This window comes from Caballeronia sp. Lep1P3, assembly GCF_022879595.1.
Lineage (GTDB): Bacteria > Pseudomonadota > Gammaproteobacteria > Burkholderiales > Burkholderiaceae > Caballeronia.
Window position 1 is genome coordinate 772,893 of the sequence record NZ_CP084267.1, and the last position, 19,030, is coordinate 791,922.

The 19,030-nt window shown below is 61.6% G+C and carries 13 protein-coding genes and 3 pseudogenes; 3 read left to right on the plus strand and 13 right to left on the minus strand.

What is annotated here, in order from left to right; genetic code table 11:
• Positions 1-568: 568 nt before the first annotated feature.
• Positions 569-5,485, plus strand: coding sequence for a response regulator (locus LDZ27_RS24110; protein ID WP_244817622.1), 4,917 nt, complete (start codon positions 569-571; stop codon positions 5,483-5,485).
• 5 nt (positions 5,486-5,490) lie between these two features.
• Here LDZ27_RS24110 and LDZ27_RS24115 read toward each other — a convergent pair whose 3' ends face one another.
• Together LDZ27_RS24115 and LDZ27_RS24120 are read right to left on the minus strand one after the other, a co-directional pair.
• Positions 5,491-7,296, minus strand: a complete 1,806-nt coding sequence (locus LDZ27_RS24115; protein ID WP_244817623.1) for a phosphodiesterase — start codon at positions 7,294-7,296, stop codon at positions 5,491-5,493.
• 120 nt (positions 7,297-7,416) lie between these two features.
• Positions 7,417-8,535: a 3-deoxy-7-phosphoheptulonate synthase gene (locus LDZ27_RS24120; RefSeq protein WP_244818031.1), complete on the minus strand. Its 1,119-nt coding sequence runs from the start codon at positions 8,533-8,535 to the stop codon at positions 7,417-7,419.
• Between the two features lie 181 nt (positions 8,536-8,716).
• Here LDZ27_RS24120 and LDZ27_RS24125 point away from each other — a divergent pair, with 181 nt between their 5' ends.
• Positions 8,717-9,391, plus strand: coding sequence for an HAD family hydrolase (locus LDZ27_RS24125; protein WP_244817624.1), 675 nt, complete (start codon positions 8,717-8,719; stop codon positions 9,389-9,391).
• Between the two features lie 19 nt (positions 9,392-9,410).
• On the opposite strand, the gene LDZ27_RS29120 is transcribed toward LDZ27_RS24125, so the two are convergent.
• The 7 genes and pseudogenes from LDZ27_RS29120 to LDZ27_RS24150 form a co-directional block, all read right to left on the minus strand.
• A complete protein-coding gene (locus LDZ27_RS29120) occupies positions 9,411-9,857 on the minus strand; it encodes a DUF6216 family protein (RefSeq protein WP_370653466.1) in 447 nt (148 codons plus the stop codon).
• A gap of 1 nt (position 9,858) precedes the next feature.
• Positions 9,859-10,050: a hypothetical protein gene (locus tag LDZ27_RS29125; RefSeq protein WP_370653486.1), complete on the minus strand. Its 192-nt coding sequence runs from the start codon at positions 10,048-10,050 to the stop codon at positions 9,859-9,861.
• A gap of 330 nt (positions 10,051-10,380) precedes the next feature.
• Positions 10,381-10,560 (minus strand): annotated as a pseudogene (locus LDZ27_RS24130) (type VI secretion system baseplate subunit TssF); the annotation flags it as partial.
• Positions 10,561-11,121: 561 nt separating this feature from the next.
• The gene (locus LDZ27_RS24135; RefSeq protein WP_244817625.1) at positions 11,122-11,502 is read right to left on the minus strand and encodes a hypothetical protein; all 381 of its coding nucleotides are present in this window, start codon (positions 11,500-11,502) and stop codon (positions 11,122-11,124) included.
• A 3-nt stretch (positions 11,503-11,505) separates the two neighbouring features.
• Positions 11,506-11,766: a PAAR domain-containing protein gene (locus LDZ27_RS24140; protein WP_244817626.1), complete on the minus strand. Its 261-nt coding sequence runs from the start codon at positions 11,764-11,766 to the stop codon at positions 11,506-11,508.
• Positions 11,763-12,428, minus strand: a complete 666-nt coding sequence (locus LDZ27_RS24145) for a hypothetical protein (RefSeq protein WP_244817627.1) — start codon at positions 12,426-12,428, stop codon at positions 11,763-11,765. Before LDZ27_RS24145 ends, LDZ27_RS24140 begins: the two co-directional genes overlap by 4 nt.
• On the minus strand, positions 12,421-13,986 hold the full coding sequence (locus LDZ27_RS24150; protein WP_244817628.1) for a hypothetical protein: 1,566 nt from the start codon (positions 13,984-13,986) through the stop codon (positions 12,421-12,423). Before LDZ27_RS24150 ends, LDZ27_RS24145 begins: the two co-directional genes overlap by 8 nt.
• An 18-nt stretch (positions 13,987-14,004) precedes the next feature.
• Between LDZ27_RS24150 and LDZ27_RS29130 the strand changes: the two genes are divergently transcribed.
• The gene (locus LDZ27_RS29130) at positions 14,005-14,880 is read left to right on the plus strand and encodes a hypothetical protein (RefSeq protein ID WP_370653467.1); all 876 of its coding nucleotides are present in this window, start codon (positions 14,005-14,007) and stop codon (positions 14,878-14,880) included.
• On the opposite strand, the gene LDZ27_RS24160 is transcribed toward LDZ27_RS29130, so the two are convergent.
• The 4 genes and pseudogenes from LDZ27_RS24160 to LDZ27_RS24175 all read right to left on the minus strand — a co-directional run.
• Positions 14,862-17,213, minus strand: a complete 2,352-nt coding sequence (locus LDZ27_RS24160; RefSeq protein ID WP_244817629.1) for a type VI secretion system Vgr family protein — start codon at positions 17,211-17,213, stop codon at positions 14,862-14,864. The genes LDZ27_RS29130 and LDZ27_RS24160 overlap by 19 nt on opposite strands.
• 217 nt (positions 17,214-17,430) lie before the next feature.
• Complete coding sequence (locus LDZ27_RS24165) at positions 17,431-17,664, minus strand: hypothetical protein (protein ID WP_244818032.1); 234 nt, start codon at positions 17,662-17,664, stop codon at positions 17,431-17,433.
• Positions 17,651-18,067, minus strand: a pseudogene (locus LDZ27_RS24170) (phage minor tail protein L); the annotation flags it as partial. The gene LDZ27_RS24165 and the pseudogene LDZ27_RS24170, both read right to left, overlap by 14 nt.
• Positions 18,068-18,116: 49 nt before the next feature.
• Positions 18,117-19,019: pseudogene (locus LDZ27_RS24175) on the minus strand (LysR family transcriptional regulator); the annotation flags it as partial.
• Positions 19,020-19,030 lie beyond the last annotated feature (11 nt).

The following is a 19,030-nucleotide window of genomic DNA, read 5'->3' on the forward strand; positions in this document are numbered from 1 at the left end:
TGAATAAGAATGAATGGTTCAGGGCTTTATCGACGATATCGGTTTCAATAAGCGCGAACGCGATTCAGCGTGAATCGGCGGCGAGTCGGGCGATACGAATGAATATCGGGACAAGGGCGGGCAAACGCGCGCGCAGCGCGGGTCTCGGGCATCGCCGCGCCTCATGACGATACCGTTCTAGGCCGACAGCGTGATTGAGTGATTGCGGCGGGACCCGTCTCGCGTCGTTTCACCGATTCACGGAAACGAGAAACGATAACGGATGCGCTTCAGTATAGTGCAAAAAATTATCGCGAAAAGAAGGGCGCGCGCTGCACCGTCATTCGAATCGCGCTTTGAAATGCGCAATTCGTTTATTGATTCAAGCGCGCGGCGTTCGGCATCTCGCGGCGGCTGTCACGCGTCTTGCTTTCCTCCGCGCGACGAGCGTCGCGACGCAGGAAATGTGACTTTCCGTGCGAGAATCGCGAAGCATCCAGCCCGGCGTTTCAGCCAGCATCGTTCCGACACAACGTTCGCCCAGCGAGCATCGAGCCGCCGCATCGAAGGCGTGGAGATTGAAGCGTCGATGAAACCTGACAGTCTGATCCCGGATACGAGAGTGAAAAGCCTCGACCCGAGCTTCCTGCTGGGCGGTGGCGAGATGGGCGTGCTCATCCGCGCGTTCGACTGGACGCAGACCGCGCTCGGCGCGCCGGAGCACTGGCCGCAAAGTCTCAAGACCGCCATCCGCATCATGCTCACGTCGCGCCAGCCCATCTGGATCGGCTGGGGCCGCGACCTGCTCTTCTTCTACAACGACGCGTACAAGTCGATCATCGGCGGCAAGCATCCGCACGCGCTCGGCCAGCCGGCTTCGGTCGTATGGCGCGAAATATGGGACGACATCGGGCCGTTGCTCGACACGGCGCTCGCAGGCGTCGAAGGCACGTTCGTCGAACAGAAGCTGCTCATCATGGAGCGCAACGGCTTTCCCGAGGAAACGTACTACACGTTCTCGTACAGCCCGATTCCCGACGACCGCGGCGGCGCGGGCGGCATCATCTGCGCGAATAGCGACGACACACAGCGCGTGCTCGGCGAGCGGCAACTGCTCGTGCTGCGCGAACTCGCCACTTCCGCCGCCGATGCGCGCACCTGGCGCGAGGCGTCCGAATGCTCGATGCGCGCGCTCGCCAACGCCCCGCGCGACATGCCTTTCGCGCTGCTCTATTCGGCGGAGCCGGGCAACGAGACGGCGACGCTCGTCAGCGCGTGCGGCATCGCGCCGGGGCATCCCGCCGCGCCCGCCACGCTTCATGCGGCAAGACCCGGCCCGTGGCCCGTTCTCGATGTCCTGCGCGAGAACCGCGCGCGCGTCATGCCCCATCTGCATCAGCGTTTCGGCGGCGCGCTGCCGACAGGCGCATGGAAAGCCGCGCCGACTTGCGCCGTGCTGCTGCCCATCGCGCCGACCGGCGAAACGGGGCACGCGGGCGTGCTCGTCGCCGCGCTCAATCCGTATCGCCTGTACGACGAAGGCTATCGCGCGTTCATGAATCTCGTCGCCGGGCAGATCAGCGCGGCCATCGGCTACGCCCATGCCTACGACGAGGAACGCCGCCGCGCCGAAGCGCTCGCGGAAATCGACCGCGCGAAGACCACGTTTTTCTCCAACATCAGCCACGAATTCCGCACGCCGCTCACGCTGATGCTCGGACCGCTCGAAGAACTGCTCGCCGATCCCGCGCGCGTTCGTCCCGAAGATATGCGGCTCGTCGAGATCATGCATCGCAACGGCATGCGCCTGCTCACGCTCGTCAATGCGCTGCTCGACTTTTCGCGCATCGAGGCGGGGCGCATCGAGATTCATCGGCAATGCACGGACATCGCCGCGTTCACGGCGGAACTGGTGTCGCTGTTCCGCTCGGCCATCGAAACGGCCGGGCTTGCGCTGCGCACCGACATTCCCGCGACGCCCGTTCTCGCGGACATCGACCGCGACATGTGGGAAAAAGTCGTGATGAACCTGCTGTCGAATGCGTTCAAGTTCACGTTCGAGGGGCGCATCGAAGTCGCGCTTCGCGCCGACGCGCGCGGCGCAATCGAGATGAGCGTGCGCGATACGGGCATCGGCATTCCGGAGCATGAACTCGACCGCGTGTTCGAGCGCTTTCATCGCGTGGCGGGCGCGACGGGCCGTTCGGTGGAAGGCAGCGGCATCGGGCTTGCGATGGTGCAGGAACTCGTCAAGCTGCACGACGGAAGCATCCGCGTGGAAAGCCGGCCGGGCGCGGGCGCGTGTTTCACGGTGACGCTGCCGGCCGCGCGCGAGGCGCTTGCCTGCCCCGACGACACGCCGCGCGCCGAAGCCAGCAGCGGCGCGCGGTCGTATGTGAGCGCCGCGTTGCGCTGGGCGCCGGACACGGACGGCGCCGCGAACGATGCAAACGACGCGGGCATCGCGCTCGACGTTCCATCGCTGCGGCCGGTCGAGCCGGCGACGGCATCGGACGCGACGACGGGCCGCGTGCTCGTCGTCGAGGACAACGCCGACCTGCGCGAATACATGCGCCGCCTGCTCGCGGCGGCGGGCCACGACGTGCGCGTCGCCGCCGACGGCCGTGCCGCGCTGGAGGCGGCACGCGCGGCGCATCCGGAAGTCATCGTGTCGGACGTGATGATGCCGCGCCTCGACGGCTACGGCCTTCTGCGCGCCTTGCGCGAGGACGCGGCGCTGCGCGAGACGCCCATCGTGCTGCTCTCGGCGCGCGCGGGCGAGGAAGCGCGCGTGGGCGGCCTCGAAGCCGGCGCCGACGACTATCTGACCAAGCCCTTCTCCGCGCGCGAACTGCTCGCGCGCGTGACGGGCAACCTGCGGCTCGCGCGCCTGCGCCGCGAGACGGAAGAGCGGCTGCTCGAAGAGTCGCGCGTGCTGGAAGTGCTCAATCGCGTCGGCAAGACGATTGCCGCGGAACTCGACTTGTCGCGCGCGGTGCAGGTCGTGACCGACGCGGCCACCGAGCTGACCGGCGCGGCGTTCGGCGCGTTCTTCTACAACGTCCTCGATGACGAAGGCGGCAGCTACACGCTCTACTCGCTCTCCGGCGCGGCGAAGGAGAGCTTCGCCAGCTTTCCGATGCCGCGCAACACCGCCGTGTTCGGCCCGACGTTTCGCGGCGAGGGCATCGTGCGCTCGGACGACATCACGAAGGATCCGCGCTACGGCCACAACTCGCCGCACTTCGGCATGCCCAAAGGCCACCTCGCGGTGCGCAGCTATCTCGCCGCGCCCGTCGTCTCGCGCACGGGCGAAGTGCTCGGCGGCCTCTTCTTCGGCCATGCGGACGCGGGCGTGTTCACCGAGCGCGCGGAGCGCATCCTCGCGGGCATCGCGGCACAGGCGGCGGTCGCCATCGACAATGCGCGCCTCTTTCAGGCGGCGCAGAACGAGATCGCCGAGCGCACGCGGGCGCAGGCCGCCCTGCGCGATTTGAACGAAACGCTGGAGCGCCGCGTGACCGAAGTCGTCGCGGACCGCGACAGGCTGTGGGAACTGAGCGAGGACCTCTTCGTCATCACGAGCTTCGACGGCGCGCTGTTGCGCGTGAGTCCATCGTGGTCGTCGGTGCTCGGCATGGATGGCGAACGCCTGCACGCGCGCAGGATGCTCGATCTCGTGCATCCCGACGATGCGGCAGCCGTCGCGCTCGAACTCGACAAGCTGCGCGCGAGCGGCCTGCCGACGCGCTACGAATGCCGCCTCGCGCGCATCGATGGCGGCTGGCGGTGGATCGCATGGACGCTGTCGCTCGATCCGCGCACGCGCCGCATTCACGGCGTGGGCCGCGATGTGACCGCCGACCGCGAAACCGCCGAGGCGCTGCGCCACGCCGAGGAAGCGCTGCGCATGGCGCAGAAGATGGAAGCCATCGGCAAGCTGACGGGCGGCGTCGCGCACGACTTCAACAACCTGCTGCAAGTGATCGGCGGCAATCTGCAATTGCTCGCGAAAGACGTGGCGGGACAGGACAAGCCGGAACAGCGCGTGAAGAGCGCGCTCGCGGGCGTCGCGCGCGGCGCGAATCTCGCCTCGCAACTGCTCGCGTTCGGCAGGCGCCAGCCGCTCGCGCCGAAAGTCGTGAACCTCGGCCGCTTCGTGCGCGGCCTCGACGACATGTTCCGCCGCGCGCTCGGCGACGGCATCGAGATCGAGACCATCGTGACGGGCGGCTTGTGGAACACGCTCGTCGATCCGTTTCAGGTGGAGAACGCGCTGCTCAATCTCGCGATCAACGCGCGCGACGCGATGAACGGCCACGGCAAGCTCACCATCGAGGCGGGCAACGCATCGCTCGACGAAACCTACGCGATGCGCAACGCCGACGTGACGCCCGGCCAGTACGTCATGGTCGCCGTCACGGACACGGGCTCGGGCATGTCGCCGGAAGTGCAGGAACGCGCGTTCGAGCCGTTTTTCACGACCAAGCGCGAAGGACAGGGCACGGGCCTCGGGCTTTCGATGGTCTACGGCTTCGTGAAGCAGTCGGGCGGGCACGTCAAGGTGTACAGCGAAGAGGGTCACGGCACGACGGTGCGCATCTATCTGCCGCGCGCGCGCCAGGAAGAAGACCTCGAAACGCACATCGACGGCGGGACGGCGAAAGGCGGCTCGGAGACCGTTCTCGTGGTCGAGGACGACGAGGAAGTGCGCGCGACTGTCGTCGAGCTGCTCGCGGATCTCGGCTATCGCGTGCTGCGCGCGAAGGATGCGCAAAGCGCGCTGGCGATCATCGAGAGCGGCGCGCGCATCGACTTGCTCTTCACCGATGTCGTGATGCCCGGCCCGCTGCGCAGCACGGAACTCGCGAGGAAGGCGCGCGAGCGGCTGCCGGGCATCGCGGTGCTGTTCACGTCGGGTTATACGGACAACGCGATCGTCCATGCGGGGCGGCTCGACGACGGCATCGACCTGTTGAGCAAGCCGTACACGCACGAGGCGCTCGCGCGAAAGATCCGCCAGGTGCTCGCCGGCTCGGCGCACGAGCGCACCAACGCGGCCAGCGTCGCGACCGCCGCCAACGCCGCCAGCGTCGCCAACGTCGCCAATGCCCGCGCCGCTGCCTTGCTGGACGATGCGCCTTCGAATCCGCGCGTGCTCTATGTCGAAGACGACGAACTGGTGCGCGCGAGCAGCGCGGAATTGCTGCGCACGCTGGGGCTCGATCTGACCGAAGCGGCAAGCGTCAAGGAAGCGCTCGTGCTGCTACGCGAAGAACGCTTCGATGTGCTGCTGACGGACGTCGATCTCGCCGGCGAATCGGGAATCGAGCTGGCGCGGACGGCATCGAGGCGCGTGCCGGGGCTGGGCGTCATCTTCGTGACGGGCTACGAACTCGCGCTGACCGAAGCCGAGCACGATGCGCTGCCGCACGCCGTTCAGCTACGCAAGCCTTACGACCCGCTCGCGCTGCTCGACGCGGTGAAGGCCGCGACCGCTCACTGAACGCGTTACTGAAGCGGCCCCGCGTCGCCGAGTTCCATCACGACGAAGCCGCTCGCCTCTTCCTTCGCGGCGCGCTTCGCGACCACGGCCAACGCGCTCACATGCGCGCTGCCGTGCGCCGCGCCCGGCGCGATCGGCACCGCGCCCGCCGACAGCCGCACGAAGCCGAAGAAGGCGGGCCGCGCGAGGCGGTCTTCGCCGTGAATGCCGCCCGCGATCCGCTCTTGCGGCGAATAGAAGCGCATCACGAGTTCATTGAACACGTCGATGGCGCGCCCGGCGCGCGCCTGCCAGTCGTCGCTCTGAAAGAGCAGCAGGAAGTCGTCGCCGCCGATATGTCCGAGAAAATCGCGCGTCGGCTCGCATACGGAGGCGAGCGTGCTCGCCGCCGCCTTCAGCACTTCGTCGCCCTGCCAGTAGCCGTAGCGGTCGTTAAAGGGCTTGAAGTGATCGAGGTCGAAGTAGCACGCGACGAACGCCGAGCCGTTCGCGATCAGCCGGTCGATGTGCGAATTGAGCGGCACGTTGCCCGGCAGGAACGTGAGCGGGTTCGCATAGCGCGCGGCTTCCACGCGCACTTCGGTGACGGCCCGCACCATGCTCGCGCCCGTCGCGAGTCCCGCATAACGGCCGTTTTCCGTGACGATGAAGCCGTCGGAGAGATCGTGCGGGTCGTCGCTCGTGAAGAGCCGCGCGATTTCTTCGAGCGTCGAGCCGCGTTCGATGACGAGCGGCGCGCGATTGGCGAACTGCATGCACGGCCGCTTGCCGAACAGTTCGCGGTGATACGGCAGCGCGTACTGATCCATGAACGAGCGGCGATTGATGAGCGCGACGGGCCGCCCCTCGTCGACGATCGCGACCGCGTGCAGCGACGGCATCCGATTGAAGAGGCGCACGACGTCGTCGTTGCGGGATTTCAGGTTGAGCGTCGGCGCTTCGACGAGCATGCGTTCGAGCATCACCGCGTTCATGTCGGCGGTGGCGCCCGTGCGCGTGCTGGCCGGATAAACCGCGATCTGCCCCGAGCGCAACGCGCGCGCGACGGGCTCCGGCAGCCGCGCGCTCGGCGAAGCGGCGGGCCGGCCGAGCAGAAAGCCCTGCGCGCACGCAATGCCCAGATCGCGCACGATCTCGAGGTCCGCCTCGCGCTCGATGCCTTCCGCGATCAGCGACGCACCGCTCGCGTTGGCGAACGACACCATCGCTTTCACGGCTTCGAACTTGAGCGGATCGCGCGCGATGCCGGACACGAAGAAGCGGTCGATCTTCACGTAATGCGGCGCGAGCCGCACCCACAGGTTCATCGATGCATTCGCGCTGCCGTAGTCGTCGAGCGCGAATTGCGGGCCGGACGCACGCAGCGCGCGCACGCACACGCCGAAGCGCTCGGCATCGGCGATCACGCTCTGCTCGGTCAGCTCGACGACGAGCCGCTTCGCATCGAGGCCGTGGTCGCTCGCCAGATGACCGGGCGCGTCGCGCTCGCCGAGCGCCGCTTCGATCGCGGCCGCGCTGAAGTTGATGAAGAGCAGCCCGCTGCGCGCAAGCTGCGCGAACGCGGCGATGCACACGCGCGCCGCCGCGTGCTCCAGCATCACGCCGTGGCGTTCGCGCGCCGCCTGCTCGAAAAGCGCGGCGGGCGATTCCTGCGCGGTTCCCGCAGGGCCGCGAATGAGACCTTCATAGCCGATGATCTCGCCGTCCGCGAAGCGCACGATCGGCTGAAACACGGCCGTGAGCGCGTTCGACGCGATGAGTTCTTCGATGCTTGAGCGCGGCGTTACATGAGCGGACGGATTGGCGGACATGGGCCTTCAATCGGAGCGGGCTATCGTCCGAAGTAACGGAGCGCCGCGCGCGAACTTGAATGAAGCTTTCGTGAAGCGTTGCACCGTGGCGGTGCGCCCATGTCCTATCGCTCGCCTGGCTTATCGCGCGCGGCGTTGGCGCACGGCATCGGCGAGCGTTTCGAGCACCGGCTCCGTCTGCGTCCATCCGAGACACGCATCCGTGATGGATACGCCGTGCTCGAGCGGCACACCCGGCTTCAGGTCCTGCCGCCCTTCCTCGAGATGGCTCTCGATCATCACGCCGGTGATGCGCGTCTCGCCCGCCGCGAGTTGCCGCGCGATGTCATCGGCGACTTCGATCTGACGCGCATGCGACTTGTTCGAGTTCGCGTGCGAGCAGTCGATCATCACCTGTTCGCGCTGCTTGAGCGCGGCGAGCGCCGTGCAGGTCGCGGCCACGCTTTGCGCGTCGTAGTTCGGGCCTTTCTTGCCGCCGCGCAGGATGACGTGACAGTCCTGGTTGCCGCGCGTCTCGAAGATCGCGGCCATGCCCATCTTCGTCATGCCCATGAACGCGTGGCTCGCGCTCGCCGCGACGATCGCGTCCGCCGCGACCTGCACGCCGCCGTCCGTGCCGTTCTTGAAGCCGATCGGACACGACAGGCCCGACGCAAGCTGGCGATGGCTCTGGCTTTCCGTCGTGCGCGCGCCGATGGCGCCCCACGCGATCAGATCGGCGATGTACTGCGGGCTCAGCAAGTCGAGGAATTCGGTGCCGGTCGGCAGGCCGAGCGCGCTGATTTCCAGCAGAAGCTCGCGCGCGCGGCGCAGCCCTTCGTTGATGCGGAAGCTGCCGTCGAGACGCGGATCGTTGATATAGCCCTTCCAGCCGACCGTCGTGCGCGGTTTCTCGAAGTACACGCGCATGACGATGACGAGGTCGTCGCAAAGCCGATCCGCGACCGTCTTCAGACGATGCGCGTAGTCCATCGCCTGACCGTGATCGTGAATCGAGCACGGTCCGACCACCACGACGAGACGATCGTCGCGGCCATGCAGGACGTTCGCAATCGCCGCGCGGCTCTTTTCGACGAGCGTTTGCACGCCGGGCGTAACGGGCAACTCATCCAGAAGCAGCGCCGGCGAGATCAGCGGACGCACCGCGCCAATGCGCGTGTCGTCGATGCGGGTCGTATCTTGCGTGGAGTCGGCCACGCCGGCCTCCTGATCGCGGGAGGGATTGTCGATGCGGCTCAAAATAGCCTCCGTCATGCGTGATTGATGCTTAAAAAGCACGATTTATGCGGCGTTTTCGCGTGCTTGCCGGGGTTCGGCGCACAGAGCGATTATCGCATCGATGCGCTGGCATGCGCGTCGCCACGGGCAAACGCGCATCAGCTTCGTGCGTATGATGAGGCTTCATTCAGGGAGAAAAACCATGCGGATCGAAACGTCGTTTCTTTTCGACCTCGACGGCACGCTTGTCGATAGCGTCTATCAGCACGTACTCGCGTGGAAGGAAGCGCTCGACGCGGAGGGCATCGAATTGTCGGTGTGGCGCATTCACCGCAAGATCGGCATGAGCGGCGGGCTCTTCACGAATCAGCTTTTGCGCGAGACGCACGGCGAAATCAGCGCGGATCGCGTCGAGCACTTGCGGCGGCTGCACGCCGAGGCGTATCAACGGCTGCGCGCGCAGGTGTGTCCGCTGCCGGGCGCGCGCGAGCTGCTCGCCGCGCTGACCGATGCCGGCACGCGCTGGGCCATTGCGACGAGCGGGCGCATGGAAACGGCGGCGGTCAATCTGGAGGCGCTGGGCGTCGATGCATCCAAACAGGTGGTCGTCACGCGCGACGACGTGAAGTACGCCAAGCCCGATCCCGACCTCTTCCTCGCGGCGGCCGAGCGTCTGAACGTGCCGATCGAACATACGGTCGTGGTCGGCGACAGCATCTGGGACATGCTCGCGGCGCGGCGTTGCCGCTCGCTCGGCGTCGGCCTGTTATCGGGCGGCTACGGCAGCGACGAACTGGAGCGCGCGGGGGCGCTGCGCGTTTATGAAGACCCGGCCGATTTGCTGAACCATCTGGACGAAGTGGCCGCGCGGCCTTGATGGGGCGTTGGCGGCTCGTTCATCGACGGGGTTTGCTGCCGGTCCTAGGGAAACAGTGCATCGACGAGATCACGCTTGCGCGCGATCCGTCGTGAGCGACGCCGCTTCGGGCCAGGTGCGCTGCGCGGAGTGGTCGTCCGTCACGCGGCCCGCAGACGAATGCGGATACGGCGTGAGGCGAATCGGGACGAAGCGCGTCTCGGCCGGCGATGGCGAGCGCGCCCCACGCCGAGTTCGCGGCCTGCACGTTCGACTTCCCCTCCCTACAACTATCTTTAGAGACGGGTGCTGCTTCCGAATCGAAGGTTCGCTTTGCATACGATTTGTTCACGCTGATCCAAGTACCCGTTTTCTTGAAAGTTACAAACGTATTTGCCGATGCTGCAAACCGAATCGCTCCTGCCATCAGGATCGCTGCAATCAAGAATGCGACGAAATAGCCCGCATAGCTGGTCGACGACTTCACGCTAGCCGCGTTTATAACCTGCTTCTTTGAATCGAAATATTTTCCCAGACGCGGCAATCGATGTCATGCCGACTTGTTGCGAGCGTGCCCATCGCAATATCGATTGAGCTTCGGACCATTGAACAACACCCGGCAAGAAAAGGAATCGAAACGCCGTTAGTTGGTTTGCCTCATTTATTGTTCTTTCAAGCAGGGCATCGTCGCTACCTCACGCCGACCGCCACTGTGAGCAGCCCGAACGCATGAGATACGAAGCCATTTTCGGTCATAGAGGTGTCTCGTTTCTTTGCTGGGCGCGCAATCCGGTATGTTGACGTTGGAGACGATCCCGCTTTTCAATTCTCAGGCGGCTTCCCTCTGGAGATGCGGATTCGGCTTCGGCTTTGGAATCGCCTCACACACACCGACGTCGATGGTGACGATGCGTTCAGCCTGAGCAGGCAGCAAGACGGTCCAGCCCAGGCGAGGCGAGATAGCGATTGGCTTTGTGCTTACCGACGGCTCGGGCGCGAAGCGTGAGGACACGGTCACCGACACGATCAAGGTTGAGCATGCGGGCGCGGTCCGGGTGCGCGCGGGCGAACTCGCGACCCGACTCGCGCAGATAGCGCATCTCGGCTTCGTAGTAACGCAGCACCGGATCGTCGTTCTGTCGCGCGGCTATGAAGTCCGGTTCGATGCCGTTTGGTGTGTCTTTTTTCATTCGTATTCTGGGATCGCGTCTTTGCGTCTGTATGGAAGGCGTACAGGGCCTCGCAATCAATGCGCGTCTTGCCGGGTGTCGTCGCCCGCGAGCATGAGCCACGGCATCGCGTTTCGCCAGCGCCAGCCCAGTGACACGCGCAATTCTTCGCACAGGCGTTGCAGGCGAGCATCTGGTCATCAGAATGAACGAGGACTTCGAGTTCGAACAACTCGTTCATTTCCTCGTCGATGCTGTATTCCAGCGGACTGACCGCTGAATTCAATCCCGCAACCATCAGTGACAGATGCTGAGATAGCCAAGCGTTGGGATCTTTGATCGCCGTCAGAAAATCAAGTGCAGCCATGCCGTGCGTCGCCTCGTCCTTATGTACATCCCATTTCGGGTCAGTACATTATTCTTTAAAAGGCGATGCACTCAAAGCATGCTTCGGCGAGCTAATCATGTGTTAACAAGATAAACAATTTGAAATTCATCGAGATACGTAACTCCTGCACTCCTGAACGCTTTTGAAATTCAGATTTCTCTCAGATATTCAGAGCTACCGAGCAGCATAGGTCGTTAGCGATACTGTCCCGCGCCGGGGATACCGCCGAACCGCAGGCAGCCGTTGCCAAAGCGCAGCTTGCAAGACTTCAGGCGCTCGCCACACGCGTCAGCGCTTGCGTCGCTGGTCGGGTTGTCGTTGATATCGGCGACGGGCGGAGCGGCGTAGCTAACGCGTCCGATGCACAGCAGGGCGAGAAACACGACTTGCGGGCCGCCGATCACGGCAGCCCAGAACCCCACACCACTCGCGGGCTCGCTTGCAGGCCACGCCAGCAGGATGAGCGGCACGCCTACCGCGCAGCATGCGAACCAGATACCGAGCCACGGCAGCAGACGCGGACCATGGGATGGGTACGGATAAGGTTCGCCCACCTCAGACAGATCAACCGGCATGCGTCAAGCGAAGTTGACGTTTAGCAGGGACGACACTAAGCGACAACCGCACGCGCAACGGTGGTCGTGCATCGCGTAAGGCTGACCATCACGATCGGGGAAGCGCTCATCGCCTTCGGCGATCGTTGTTTGTCCGTGGACATCGCATTGGGCGCTGTCGCCTCGACGGGCGAGTGCGCGTCCCATGAAGGTCGTGAACGGTGAGCCGCTAGTGACTTCGCCGCCGTGTTCGAGTTGGTCGCCGTAGCGGATGGGGGATTTCATTGTTGACGTATCCCTGGCTCTATCCGTCTTTGGAAGATTCGTGCACAGAATGCCTCGTCTGCAATTACGCGCTTCTTTCTCTTCAGATCCCAAACCCCAGGATATGAATCCACTCGGCAGCTTATTTTCCCATTCGGCGCGACAAAATCTCCGTCTACGGAAATTACCGATGCTCCGGCCTCTCCGATACTATCGAAAGAGTACTTCCGCAGTTCTCTCAACGCTTTCCCTTTTTGAAAAACCCCATGTAGTGATAAAAGATTTTTAGTTGTCCCTATGCGAGCAATGGTTGCCAACCAAGTGAAAGGCTGGACACTTACGAAATCAAGCGAGACGTAAATTCCTTTTGATAAATTTATGTCGGACAGAAATCCAACGCCCTCAGGAATGTGCGAGACCTTTACTTTAACCGTGGCCGAGCAGTTTTGAAGTTCTTGTGTGTCTGCATAGCCCGTATCGGAAACAATGATGGCTGACTTATCAAAACTCAGAACAGCAAAAATAGGTTTCTCACTCAGTTCGCAAAGGCGCACAGTTGTGCCGTCCGTCACTAGCTTCACGAAACCATTTTCGACCGCGTACTCAGTATCAGCGACTGCCAATTTTGAATAGACTCCGCAAACAATTAGTAGGCTAATCATTGCTGCAAATTGCTTAATCACAAATTATCTCCTTCGCCAGCCGCGTATAATCACATCTACGCTTGTCATCAATATAGCCACCGTTGATCGCGTAGGTAACCTCACGTGAAAGATTGAACTCACGCAGTTTTCCCGCCGCGTCATCTGCCACCGTAGGTATATCTTTATCGATTGCCCCAGTAATTTTCCATTTTGCTCGCTCGCACAGCAAAAAATAGGCCCCGCTATCAATGCAATTTTCTTTAAGGCTCACTTCTTGAGGGTTTCTAATTTCAGCTGGTATCTTCGTCATTCGACCTCTGTTATGTTTGATGTACTCCGGGTCGGTCCACCAAGAGTCATTGAATGACGACGAATTGATCCAACCTCGAAATACCCAATAGCCGGCGTAGTTGCTGCGTCCTGTCAACTGTTTAAAGCCGCGGCCTCGGAATTTTTGCGAATCCTTACTGTCGCAATTTCCGTTTTTCCAGTCGTATGACCCGGCAATCCGCCCTCCGTGGCTATTGAACTTTTCAGATCGAAACCACGGATCATCCTCTTCTGCAACAGCCCCATACCAGTGGCCTAGCGTTGACTCCGCCAGTATCGAAGTTGGATTTTTTCTTTTTCCGTGAACGGTCCCCGCTCCAACGACTCCGATCATGCTTGTTTCTTGCATCGAGGTGAGCCAGCCGCTTTCAACTGCGCCTTGCCCAAGAAAATGAGACAACCTCAGTGGCGAGGTAAGCCCAAATTTGCGCGTCGCAAAGTTTAGAGGGAAAAGATATGTTGTACGTAACTCGTGGGGTGTCGGACTAGAGTTTCCAGCATATTGATCGTCCGAATAGACCTGACGAAATTCCCCAATGCTTAACCACCCACACTTCCTAAAATGCCGCACAAACGCGAGCGGATGAAAAAACCAAAGCTTCTGCCCCGCAGTGAAGTCAGTCTTATCCCAAAACTGGAATGACTTCAGCAGTTTGATAAATGCCTTATAGCCAGCTTCATCGCCGTGATAAAACTCGCCTTCATCCTTCAGCTTGCCATAACGCGCTTCATTGTTAGAACTATCCCACTCGCTCGGCGCTTCGCAGACGAACCCCTTCAATCGCTCACGAATAGTCTTATTCGACCTGATGTAATTGGCAAGCACATCTTCTTTCCTGTACTCTTCGGTCAGCGCAACTTGCTGCGGCGTCTGATGGTCCTTGGTGTCCTTGACGATTTTCTTCAGCGCGTCGATATCGCACAGTCCGTCGGCGCTGAACGGCGTGTTGCCCTCGCTGATCTTCTCCCCGCCTGCGAGCACTGAGAAGTCGGCATCGGAAAGCTCGACAGCAATGCGGGCTTCGTCTTGCTCAAACACACGACCGAAACAGGCGATGGCCGGACACTGACGTTCTATTCGTTGTATATGCACCTGCTCGACCTGAGCAGCTACAACGGAGCGGATGGAAAACTGCTCCCGAAGTTTTTGCAGATGCCTACGCCGGGTGGTGACACCGAACCGTCGCCTGCGCAGAAAGGCGTCAATCTCAAAGTGCGGAGAAAGGATGTGCTCGGCTGGGTCGGCGCGTGCCACGCTCAGCAGCATCTGCACTTCGAGATATTCATGACCAAGACGGACTACGATGCCTACTTCGGTCGCACGCAGCTTGGGACGCCGACAGCGAGTATGGCGAGCAGCAGCGATTGTTGGGGGCACACCTACTATGTGATTCCCGCAGGCTCGTCGTTTCTCGCGCTACCGCCCGGCGTCGATTCACAGAGGACGCTCAAGGGCATTGCATTTGAAGCATTGCAGGCGGATCGGAACGCCGAGCAGTTGTTTGTAGAGATGTTCTTTCACAAGGGCCATAAATTCACCAACGTGTGGGCGGTATCGGGTCAAAGCCGAACGTTGCTCACGCCCACGCCAGTGAAAGAGAAGGACTACGAGTACGAGATGTACAAGCGGGCTACGGCACTGTACCCGGCGTGTCCGAGCGACGGCTATGAATTGCTTCGGTTCGGACGGATTCTTTCGCCATCGCCCACGTTGGGTATGGCGACGGGCGGCACGCCACCTCCGGTAGATGCCAGCCCGCAGGGAAATCCTCGATCCAGAGATGCGCAAAATCCGCGCGCAACTTGGATGCGGGTGACGTTCGCCGCTGGCCGGGAAGGTTATATCGACGTGAGCCCGGATGCGATTTCGAAGCTTTCCACCGCCACCATCGTAGGCCTTTTGACACACGCGATACGCGACGACCTCGCCATCGGCAATGGCGCGTACCTTTTCGTTTTGCATCGACGGCATCAGATGCGCGCCGCAATGCCAGCGTCGGTCGAATCCGATTGGATAGATTCCGTGGGCGAGTTCGAACGCGTCCACCTTGTCCATCATCAGGTCAAGTACAGGCGGGTTGGCGTCGGCGTCGGTGCTTCCGAGCCCAGCAGCCGGAAGAAAGGGAGGGCTAATAATCATGCTCAGCGGGTCAACGGATAGAAATTAGTAGGTTTGAATTCGCTCTCGGGCAGCTTCGGCAAAGGCGAATCAGCGCTCTGCGGTCCTTCAAACGTGAACGAACCTGCCTTGATCTTGAAATCGCCCGGACAGATCAGTTCGATGCTGCCGTTCTCGATCTTGATGGCGGCTCCTCCGCAAGCGAGCACAGCTTTGGTCTTGCCGTTCACGAGCACATCGGCGTTGGCACTGGAGACGTGCAATTGCTGGTCGGCGTAGAGGTTCAGCGTGCTGTCGTGCGCCTGAATATCAACCGGGCCTTTCGCGAACAATTTCATGCCGAGCCTCTGCGCGCACATCGAAATCAGATCGCCCGCCGCGACGGTGAAACGCCTCACCGCACTGATATCGACGTGCTTGCCTGCGCTGAGCATCACGTTGTCACCCGCGGCCTGCTGCACCGAGCGCGGCGTCACAAAGGCCATGCCGCCCGGCGCACTGGCGAGCAACCCGGCGCTTTTAAGCTGATCGAGCGTGTCCATCAAGCTGGCTTGCGTATCGGAGTCAGCGGGCGTCGCCTTCGCCTGGGTCGTCGCCTGAACAAGCGACGTCACGCGATTCAAAGCCGACTGCAACTCCCGCAACGCCGCATTCATCTCCAGATGCGGCGCATTCGGGCTCGACAACGCATCGGCGGAGAGAAACACGCCCTTTGAGCCATGGAGGGTTGCATGGCCCTGGGAGTGAATTTCAAGGCCTTCACCCCGAAGTTGCTTCTGGCTGTCCACCAGATAGCCCATGCTGATCGACGACTTCTGATAGATCGTCGCGATCTTCGCGCCTTCCCGACCCTTGAAGTCTTCGAAGCGCACCTTGTTCGCCAGCAGCGGCGAGCGCCACACGGCCCGCGAATTCCAGCCCTCACGACCGTGAACGTGATTGGCGTGCGAATAGTCATATGCGGCAAATGCAATGTAGGGCCTATCCACATCGGCATTTGTAAAAAATATTCGCACCTCGGTTCCCGGAAGCAAGGGCGAATGCAACCCACCTTCTTTCGATGCAGACGGCACCATCAACCGCAATCGCATGCTGTTCGAACCCGACTTGCCCGCGCCATGATGGAAGTGGAACCGAACCAGATAACGGCCATGCTCATCCAAATCGGCATAGGGACTGTTCTCGGCGCTCGATTCGATCGTCGCCTTAATCGAACCCTGCATCCATTTCCAGTCCCGCTCCGGGATGTACTCAGGCCGCCATACCTTGTCCGCAGGCGTGCCCTCGAATTCGTTCAGCGCAGGTTGCGACAGTGTGCCGGTCGTCTTGACTTTGGTGATGACCAGCCCGTAAGGCGCTTTCGGCAACTTGTGATTGGTGGTATTCAGCACCCAACCCGGATACAGTCCGACGATGTTGGAGGTGCCGGTGTGAACCACCTGCCTTGAGCCGATCGCCTGCGCACGCACCTTGGTCAGTGTCTGCGCCTCTTCTTTCGTATGAAAATGCTCGTTGCTGCGATTAATGCGGCCATAGAGCGTTTTCTCGCCGCGATCGACGTAGGCGATGGCTGAGACCGGCGCGTTAGGCGTGCGATAGTTGTGGTCACGTAGCTCGATGCTTTCGGGCATCAGCGTTTGCTTGAGCTTGAGGCTCAGCAGCGCTTCATGGAATTCGCCATCTAGACCATTGGGTCGCACAAACGGCACATCGATCGAACGCATGTAGCCGTTTGCACGATTGTCGATCACCAGCGTATCGCGGTGGGTTTTGCTGTCGACCGGAGCGTGCCTGAAGTACATATTCAGGCCGTGCCGTAAACACTGGCGCCTGACGAAACCGAAGACACTTTCATCGACCATCAGAAGCTGGTCGTAGCGTTGTTCCAGCCCTTCAAAATTCAGTTCGATGTCGTGCGGGAAGATGCGCTGACGATCCACGAGCAGGTCATAAAAGATCTCCTTCAGCGTCTTTTTCAAAAACACATCTGAGTCGATTTCAAGGTCCAGCAGGGAAATGCGCGGGCCGATATGCAGGCGAAACTGCGCGCCGTCCCGAGTCGATTTCTCGTGCTCCCATTGCCGCACCACCCCATGAACCGTGCGTGCATGTCGCGAGGCTGGCTCCAGGTACTTCAGCGCGGCACGTTCCTCAATGACGAAGGTGACGTTCTTGCCGAGAAAGTCGGCGCCGTCAAGCGTCTGGTCATCAGAATGAACGAGGACTTCGAGTTCGAACAACTCGTTCATTTCCTCGTCGATGCTGTATTCCAGCGGACTGACTGCTGAATTCAATCCCGCAACCATCAGTGACAGATGCTGAGATAGCCAAGCGTTGGGATCTTTGATCGCCGTCAGAAAATCAAGTGCAGCCATGCCGTGCGTCGCCTCGTCCTTATGTACAGCCCAATTCGGGTCAGTACATCATACTTTCAACGACGATACGCGCAAAGTATGCTTCGGTAAGCTAATCATGTTTCCTGCAAGAGAAACACTTATAGATTCATCGAGATATATAATTGCTGCATTCCTTATCAAGCTGAAATTCGGATTTTTCTCAAACGCCCCATACCTGTTGAAGCAGCATAGGTCGTTAGCGATACCGTCCTGCGCCGGGGAAACCGCCGAACGGCAGCCTGCCGTTGCCAAAGCGCAGCTTGCAAGACTTCAGGCGCTTGCCGCTCGCGTCGGCCGTCGCGTCGCGTGTCGGGTTGTCGTTGATATCGGCGACGGGCGGTCCGGCGTAGCCGCAGCCGGTCCCCGCGATCGCGCCACGGACAGGCGTTGCACACGACCTGTCGGCGCGGCAGTAAGACGCCTTCGACATCAATCGGCGCAGCCAACTCGAACCCGACGATATCGAGCGATTCACGCACCTTCTGGTTGACCGCGAACAGGTCGTCGTTGAAGTGGTCGGCGGGATTCGCGAACGGATTGCCGTTCGCGAAGTTGGCCGCGTCGAGATAACGCGCGAGCGTGCGCTTACGCGTGACGGGGCATCCAACGAGGTCGCTGTACTGATGACACATCGCCGAGACGATGTCGATCACATTCGCCACCGCGAGGCGCGGATGGGGTAATGCGCCTCGAGCCTTCCACTCGAAACCGGTCGCACGCACGGGATAGCGGACATACGTCACGCCTTGCCAGATCACATCGCCGCCGAGCCTGTTGGTCCCGGCGTGAAAGCGCAGCACCTGATCGATATGGCGCGTGCTCTTGACGCTCATAAAAACACCTGCTCGAACGTGAACGACAGTTCATAGAGCAGCGAGCCCTGAGCCACGGCGGCGCGCGAAAAGCCTCCACGAAATAGTCGATGAAAGCGCGGATGCGCGGCACCGCTTGCCGCTCGGGAAGATCCACGACATGAATCGCGGTATCGTCCTTCGCTTCGTATTAGGGCAGGAGCCACACGAGATCGCCACGGCGAATCGCAGGCAAGGCCAGATGTTCGGCGAGCCGCATGATGCCGACTCCGGCCACGCATAGCTGGAAGAGCGTGGTGCCGTCGGTGCTGCGAAAGCTGCCGCGAACCGCCACGCGTTCGAGCCGGCCGTTGACGATGAACGGCCACTGGTTCAGATGCTCGCGCGGCGATTCCCATGTGAGACACGCGTGCTTGCCGAGGCCCTGCGGCGTCACCGGCTGGCCGTGCGCTGCGATTTAGCCCGGCGAAGCCACGACGATGCGTTGAAGGTCGCAGAGCTTTCTGCTGCGCAGCGACGAGTCTTGCAGGCGGCCCATGCGGACCGCGACATCGAAATTGTCTTTCGATGAGATTGACGTTCGAATCCGATAGCGAAAAGTGCATGCACAGCTTCGGATAGGTGGCGATGAAGGCGGGGATGGCTGGCACGAGTTGATCCATGCCGAAGGCGTGAGGCGCGCTGACGCGCAGATTGCCCGTCGGCTCGCTCGAACGCACTTGCGCCTCTCGGCTTCTTCCAGACCGTCGAGGATGTCGTTACACGACATGAGAAAGCGCTCGCCTTCGCTCGTCAGACGCTACATGCGCGTCGAACGATGCAGCAATTGCACGCCCAGCCGGCCTTCCAGACTGTTCACGCTCTGGCTGACGAACGGCTGGCTCACGTTCAGAAGATTAGCCGCAGCGGTGAAGCCCCCGGCTTCCACTACGGCCTTGGATACGCGCATCTCCAGCAGTCGTTCATCTTTCATGTGCGATTCTC

Bases quoted from the DNA above. Each gene is read 5' to 3' on its own strand.
- LDZ27_RS24110 (WP_244817622.1), top strand. From the start codon at position 569: ATGAAACCTGACAGTCTGATCCCGGATACGAGAGTGAAAAGCCTCGAC.
- LDZ27_RS24115 (WP_244817623.1), bottom strand. From the start codon at position 7,296: ATGTCCGCCAATCCGTCCGCTCATGTAACGCCGCGCTCAAGCATCGAA.
- LDZ27_RS24125 (WP_244817624.1), top strand. From the start codon at position 8,717: ATGCGGATCGAAACGTCGTTTCTTTTCGACCTCGACGGCACGCTTGTC.
- LDZ27_RS24135 (WP_244817625.1), bottom strand. From the start codon at position 11,502: ATGCCGGTTGATCTGTCTGAGGTGGGCGAACCTTATCCGTACCCATCC.
- LDZ27_RS24140 (WP_244817626.1), bottom strand. From the start codon at position 11,766: ATGAAATCCCCCATCCGCTACGGCGACCAACTCGAACACGGCGGCGAA.
- LDZ27_RS24150 (WP_244817628.1), bottom strand. From the start codon at position 13,986: ATGCTGCTGAGCGTGGCACGCGCCGACCCAGCCGAGCACATCCTTTCT.
- LDZ27_RS29130 (WP_370653467.1), top strand. From the start codon at position 14,005: ATGACCAAGACGGACTACGATGCCTACTTCGGTCGCACGCAGCTTGGG.
- LDZ27_RS24160 (WP_244817629.1), bottom strand. From the start codon at position 17,213: ATGGCTGCACTTGATTTTCTGACGGCGATCAAAGATCCCAACGCTTGG.
- LDZ27_RS24165 (WP_244818032.1), bottom strand. From the start codon at position 17,664: ATGTCGAAGGCGTCTTACTGCCGCGCCGACAGGTCGTGTGCAACGCCT.